This is a genomic window from Streptomyces sp. URMC 124, from assembly GCF_051386455.1.
Taxonomy (GTDB): domain Bacteria; phylum Actinomycetota; class Actinomycetes; order Streptomycetales; family Streptomycetaceae; genus Streptomyces.
Genome location: NZ_JBPQTS010000251.1, coordinates 1 through 6,284, shown reverse-complemented (window position 1 = coordinate 6,284; position 6,284 = coordinate 1). Strand labels below are relative to the sequence as shown.

Sequence of the window (6,284 nt, the reverse complement as noted above, 5' to 3'; positions counted from 1 at the left end):
GCCCGCGCGGCCGCCCTGCTCGCCCCCGTACGCCCGCTCAGCGCCCTCGACTCGGCCACCGCGGACACCGCGGAGACGCTGCTGCGCTGCTGGCTGCACGCCGCCGCCGTGGACGGCCGGCCGTTCCGCCAGGTGCTCCGCTGGGCGCAGGGCAGTGCGGCGCACGAGCCCGTGCGGATCCTGCGGACGCACATGAAGGCCGCGGGCGGCGCGGCCGGCGAGCTGGAGTCGGCGCTCACCGGCCACCCCGAACGGCGCGAGGTCGCACAGGAGCTGACCGCACGTGCGCTCGGCGCACTGTCGTCCGTCCACGTCCGCGATGCGTGCAATCCAAATCGAGCCGATTCCCTGGCATGGGAATCATTTGTCGCCGAGGGGGGAACCCTGTACGTGGTGGGTGAGGCGATTGAGGACCCTCGCACCCGCCCGGGTGCGATGCCCCTGCTGACCGCACTCGTCTCAAGCGTGGTCGAGCGCGGCCGGGGCATGGCCGGACGGTCATCTGCCGGTCGGCTCGACCCACCACTGACCCTGGTGCTGGATGACGTGGCCGCCGTCGCGCCCGTGCCCGCCCTCCCCGATCTCCTCGCGGAGGGCGCGGCCCAGGGTCTGCCGACGTTCGCGCTCATGCGCTCCGAGGAACAGGCCCGGGCGCGGTGGCCGCACCGCGCCCTGGTCGGCTAGCCGGGAGGCGGACGGATGCCGGAGGAGCCGGACCCCTCACCGGGCCCCTCGGCGGACGCCGGAGCATGGGCGCCCGGCAGGCGCCGGTTCCTGGGCGGCGCGGCTGCGCTCGGTGGTGCGGCAGCATTCGGCGGTATGGGGCAGGCCCGCGCGGCGGCACCGCGCGGCGGCTCGGCGCGGCCCCTCGCCCTCACCCACGCGACGCTGATCGCCGCCCCCGGCACACAGCCGCCCCTCCCCGGCATGACGGTCCTCGTCCGCGACGGCCGCATCGAGACGGTCGGCCGGACCGCCGAGGTCCCGGCGCCCCCGGACGCCCTCGTGGTGAACCTCCGCGGCAAGTACGTCATCCCGGGCCTGATCGCGGCGCACGTGTCCGGCGGACGCAGCGGCGGCGCCGCCCCGGACGACCACGGACACGGTCACGGTCATGGCCGGTCAGGGGTGACGACGGTCGCGGGCCCCGGCAGCCGGCCCGTCGACGGGTCGCCCGCCCTGTGGCCGGGAGCCGTAGAAGCGCGCGACGAAGCAGCGGCCCGCAAGGCCGTCCGCAAGGCCGCCGCCGACGGTGCGGCGTTCGTGGGCGTGCACCCGCGGCTGTCGCATGCGGCGTACTTCGCCCTGGCCGACGAGGCCCGCAGCCTGCACATCCCGTTCGGGGGCCACTGCCCGGACGCCGTGCCGCTCGCCGAGGCCTCCGACGCCGGGCAGCGGATCGTCGAGCACCTCCACGCGCTCCTGTTGGCCACCTCCACCCGGGACGAGGAGATCCGCCGAGGCCTGGCCGCCATCCGGACGGCGCGCGTCGACGCTCCCTCCGGCCGGTACGGTCACTGGCTCCGGCAGATCCGGCGGCTGGAGTGGACGGCCGTGCGCTCCTACTACCCCGACCGCGCCGACCGGCTCTTCGACCGCCTGGCCGCCAACGGCACCCGCGTCGCCCCGTCCCTCGCCGCGCACCGCTGCCTGGAGGAGACCGAGCCCCTCACCCCGTACGTTCAGGGGATCCGCGCCCACCGTCTGCACCTGGTCGCGGAGCTGCACCGCCGCGGAGTGCCGGTCCTGGCCTGCAGTACGGACGCGGACGGCCTCCTGGAGGAGGTGGAGCAGCTGGCGGGGGCGGGCCTCGGGGCGGCCGCGGCGCTCCGGGCGGCCACGGCCGGTCCCGCGCAGGCACTGGGCCTCGCGGATGAGATCGGCACGGTCGAGCCGGGCCGGGCGGCAGACCTCGTCGTCCTGGCCGCGGACCCGCTGCGCGACATCACGGCGGTCCGCCGCATCGCCTCCGTGGTCGTACGGGGCCGGCTGATCGCACCGGTGCCCGGGCGCTGAGCGGATACTGAGCCGGTGAAGAGTGATCCCCGCGAGCAGAGCCCGGCCCCGGCCCCCGACCCGGCGGGCGCCGAAGCGACCGGCCCCGACGGCCTCACCGACGGCTTCATCGACGGCCTCACCGTCGGGCGGACGGCCGCGCTCGTCGGGGTCAGCGTGAAGACGCTGCACCACTGGGACACGATCGGCCTCGTGCGCCCGAGCGGGCGCACCTGGGCGGGGTACCGGGTGTACTCGGGCGACGACGTCGCCCGGATCCACCGGGTCCTCGTCTACAAGGAGCTCGGTTTCCCCCTCGCCGAGATCGGCCGGATCCTCGACGACCCGGGCACCAGCGCCCGTGACCACCTGCGCCGGCAGCGCTCGGAGCTCGTGGAGCGCATCGCCCGCCTGCAGAAGATGGTGGGCGCGGTCGACCGCATGATGGCGGCCTCGCGCACCGGGATGCGTCTGACCCCGGAGGAACAGGTCGAGATCTTCGGCGCCGACTGGCAGCCCGCCTGGGTCGAGGAGGCCGAGGACCGCTGGGGCGACAGCCCGCAGTGGGCGCAGTACGCCGAGCGGGCCGCGGACATGACCCCGCAGGACTGGCAGGACGTCGCGGCCGCGACCCACGCCCTGAACGCCGACTTCGCCGCCGCGCAGCGCACCGGCGTCGCCGCCGGCTCCGACGAGGCGAACGCCCTCGCGGAACGCCACCGCACGCTGCTCTCGACGTACTTCGACTGCACGCACGCGATGCACGCGTGCATCGGCCGCATGTACGTCGACGAGCCGGGTTACGCCGAGCACTACGACGCGGTCGCACCGGGCCTGACCGTGTGGCTGCGCGACGTGATCTTCGCGAACGCCCGGGCCCACGGCGTCGACCCGGCGACCGCGACGTGGGGGTGAGCCTCGCCGTCGGCCCCAGGACGCGGGCCGGGCCGGGCCCGGCCGCGAGCCGAGAAGCCCGGAGCCGGGAGCCGGAAGTCGGAAGCCGGGAAGCCGCGGGGCTAAGCCCCAGCCCCGCCGAAGCCCGCCATGACGATGCGGCCGATGCGCGAGTCCGGAGCCGTCGCCGCGTCGCCCTTCGCATCGGTGGAGTTCACCGAGTAGACCAGCGACCGCTTCCCGTCCTGCGTGGCCCCGAAGCCGTTGAGGTACCCGTACCGGCTCCCGGACTTGCCCCAGTAGACCGGGCCGTCCTTGACGAGCTGGATGCGCGTGAGCCCGCTGGAGTACACGGCCGGCTTCGAGCTCCCGTACAGGGGCACCGCGGGCACGGTGAACATCAGCTTCAGCTCCTGCCGCGGCACGACGCGCCCGGCGAAGAGGGCGGAGACGAAGCGCTCCAGGTCGGCCGTCGTCGTGATGAGGTCGCCGGAGGCCCACGTCTCGGACTGGTTCCACTCGGTCGTGTCGACGAGCCGCGTACCGCCGCGGGCGTCCTTGAGCGCTTCGTAGCCGTGCGTGTGGCGGCCCTTGATCCGGGTGTCCGTGCCGGGGCTGTAGGTGTCCTTGAGGCCGACGCGGTCGATCACCCGCTTCCGTAGCTCCTGCTCGTACGTCCGGCCCGTGACCTTCTCGATGAGCAGGCCGAGCACGTTGTAGCCGATGTTGGAGTAGTGCTGCCGGGTGCCGGGGGTGAACTCCATGGGCTTGCCGAAGCCCGCCCGGACGAGCTCACGGTGGTCCCAGGTGGTGTAGCGGTCCTTGTCCCAGCCGGGGCTCTTCGGGGCCTCCCGGGTGTCCCCGCCGGGCAGGCCGCTGGTGTAGTCGAGCAGCTGCCGGACCTTGACGTCCGGGTAGTGGGCGGGCAGCAGACCGGGGAGGTAGTGCTGCACCGTGCCGTCGAGGTCCAGCTTCTTCTCGTGGACGAGCTGCAGGGCGACGGCCGCCGTGAACGTCTTCGTGATGCTGCCGGCGCGGAAGCGCTCGTCGCCCTTGAGCGGCCGCTGCGAGCGCAGGTCGGCCCGGCCCGCCGCGCCGTTCCAGTGCAGGTCCTCGCCCTTGTAACGGACCTGCGCGGCGGTGGCGTCGGCGGCCGGCAGGCCGTCGATCGCCTTCTGCAGGGCGGCCGCCTTGCCGCCGGGCTGAACGGAAGCGTGAGAGAAGGGCGTGGCCCCGGCGGGCGCTGCAGTCGCTGCGGGCGCTGCGGTCGCGCCCAGCGCGACGGCGGTAGCGGTGGCAACGGCGGCGAGGGCGGCAATTCTGTTACGGCGGCGCAAGGTGGTTCCCCCTGGTAGTGACGGTTCTTCCCGACGGAATCCATCCTCGTGATCCGTACGGGCGGGCGAATCGCCGACGCGAGGGGTATCGACTGCCACCGGCCTCCCTCGCGCGGGGGATTACGGGACCGGCCGGATCAGCCGCCGGGAGCGATCAGCCCCGTCTCGTACGCGCAGATGACCGCCTGGATCCGGTCGCGCAGCCCGAGCTTCGCCAGCACGTTGCTGACGTGGGTCTTCACCGTGTGCTCGCTGACCACCAGCTCGGCCGCGATCTCCGCGTTCGACAGCCCGCGCCCGAGGAGGACCAGCGTCTCGCGCTCGCGCGCGGTCAGCGTGCCCAGCTCCGGCGCGGCGTCCGCCGTGACGGCCCGCCCGCGGCTCGTGAAGTCCGCGACCAGGCGGCGAGCCACGGACGGCGCGAGCAGGGAGTCACCGGCGACCACGACCCGCACGGCGTGCACGAGGTCGTCGCGCCGCACGTCCTTCAGCAGGAACCCGCTGGCCCCCGCGTGCAGCGCCTCGTAGACGTAGTCGTCCTGGTCGAAGGTGGTGAGCATGACGGCCCGGCAACCGGTCTCCGCGCAGATCCTGCGGGCCGCCTCGATGCCGTCCATGCGCGGCATGCGGATGTCGAGGAGGACGACGTCGGGCGCGTGCCGCCGCACGGCCGCCACGGCCTCGGCACCGTCCCCGGCCTCCGCCACGACCTCGATGTCCGGCTGGGCGGACAGGATCATCGCGAACCCGCTGCGCACCAGCTCCTGGTCGTCCGCCACCACCACGCGGATCGTCACGCCGTCCCCACCTCCGCGGGCGAGGAGATCACGACGGGCAGTTCCAGGCAAACCCGGTAGCCACGGCCGCCGGGGACGGGACCGGCCGACGCGGTCCCTCCGTGTGCGGCAGCCCGCTCCCGTATGCCGATCAGGCCCCTTCCACTGCCGGCGCCCGCGCCACCGGGCTTGCGGACGCCCGTACCGTCGTCCGTCACGGTGACGACCAGCCGGCGCGGTTCACTGCCCTCCGCTTGCTGCTCCCCCTCTGCCACCGCCTGTTCCCAGGCGAGGCGTACGGACACCGAGCGCGCGTCGGAGTGCTTGAGCACGTTCGTCAGCGCCTCCTGCACCACGCGGTAGACGGTGACCTGCGCGTCGGCGGCGAGCGGCTGCGGCTCGCCCTGCGCCAGCAGGACCACGGACAGCCCCGCTCGCCGCACCTCCCCGACCAGCGCGTCGAGACCGTCCAGGGTGGGCTGCGGGGCCGGCCCCCCTCTCGGCCCTCCGCCCGGGACTCCGTTCGGCTCCCCGGCCGGCTCTTCCTTCAACACGCCGAGCATGCGCCGCAGCTGAACCATCGCGTCCCGCCCGGCCCCGGAGATCGCGTCGAACGCCGCCTCGGCCCGGTCGGGATCCGACCGCACGACCAGGGGCCCGGCCTCCGCCTGCACCACCATCAGGCTGACGGCGTGCGACAGGATGTCGTGCATCTCCCGGGCGATCCGCGCCCGTTCCCGCTCGGCCGCCCGCTCGGCCTCCACCACCCGCGCGCGCTCCAGTTCCGCGGCACGCGCCTCGACGGCCTCGGTGTACGCCTGCCGGGTACGCGCCAGCACGCCGAGCGCGTACACCATGGAGAAGAGGAAGAACGCGAAGAGGTACTCGCGGACCGTATTGGTCCGCAGGGCCACCGCGACCGCCACGAGCGGCAGCCCGATCCCGACCGTCACCCGCCGCTGCCGCACCCCCGCCTGCGCGGCCACGGTGAAGAGGGCCACCAGCGGGCTGTACGGCATCGGCTGCCCGGGCCCGTCCAGGGGCAGGTAGGCGAACCCGGCCATGGTGATCGCCAGCAGACACGTCAGCGGCGCCCGGCTGCGCCACAGCAGCGGCAGCACGGACAGCGTGGTCATCCCGTAGAACACCCAGGTGGCGGGCGGCGCGTCCGCCGAGCGGGGCACGACGAAGGGGATGGTGACGGCGGCTTGCACCACCACGGTGATCAGGGCGTCCACGGCCCAGGGGCTACGGAAGCGGGGGCGGGGGGAGGTACGGGAGG

The 6,284-nt window shown here is 74.3% G+C and carries 6 protein-coding genes; 3 read left to right on the top strand and 3 right to left on the bottom strand.

Annotated elements, in window-relative coordinates:
* From ACSNOG_RS31470 to ACSNOG_RS31460, 3 genes are all read left to right on the top strand, one after another.
* On the top strand, positions 1–684 hold a 684-nt coding region (locus ACSNOG_RS31470), incomplete at its 5' end, for a type IV secretory system conjugative DNA transfer family protein (RefSeq protein ID WP_436756115.1).
* A 15-nt stretch (positions 685–699) separates the two neighbouring features.
* Complete coding sequence (locus ACSNOG_RS31465) at positions 700–2,016, top strand: amidohydrolase family protein (protein WP_436756114.1); 1,317 nt, start codon at positions 700–702, stop codon at positions 2,014–2,016.
* A 15-nt stretch (positions 2,017–2,031) separates the two neighbouring features.
* Positions 2,032–2,910 (top strand): MerR family transcriptional regulator, encoded by an 879-nt coding sequence (locus ACSNOG_RS31460; protein WP_436756113.1) that lies wholly within the window; start codon positions 2,032–2,034, stop codon positions 2,908–2,910.
* Positions 2,911–3,011: 101 nt separating this feature from the next.
* Here the strand turns inward: ACSNOG_RS31460 and ACSNOG_RS31455 are convergent, their stop codons facing one another.
* The 3 genes from ACSNOG_RS31455 to ACSNOG_RS31445 all read right to left on the bottom strand — a co-directional run bounded on the left by ACSNOG_RS31455 (position 3,012) and on the right by ACSNOG_RS31445 (position 6,222).
* Positions 3,012–4,226 (bottom strand): serine hydrolase domain-containing protein, encoded by a 1,215-nt coding sequence (locus ACSNOG_RS31455; RefSeq protein ID WP_436756112.1) that lies wholly within the window; start codon positions 4,224–4,226, stop codon positions 3,012–3,014.
* A 137-nt stretch (positions 4,227–4,363) separates the two neighbouring features.
* Positions 4,364–5,023, bottom strand: a complete 660-nt coding sequence (locus ACSNOG_RS31450; RefSeq protein WP_436756111.1) for a response regulator — start codon at positions 5,021–5,023, stop codon at positions 4,364–4,366.
* A complete protein-coding gene (locus tag ACSNOG_RS31445) occupies positions 5,020–6,222 on the bottom strand; it encodes a sensor histidine kinase (protein ID WP_436756116.1) in 1,203 nt (400 codons plus the stop codon). The genes ACSNOG_RS31450 and ACSNOG_RS31445 overlap by 4 nt, the downstream gene beginning before the upstream one ends.
* Positions 6,223–6,284 lie beyond the last annotated feature (62 nt).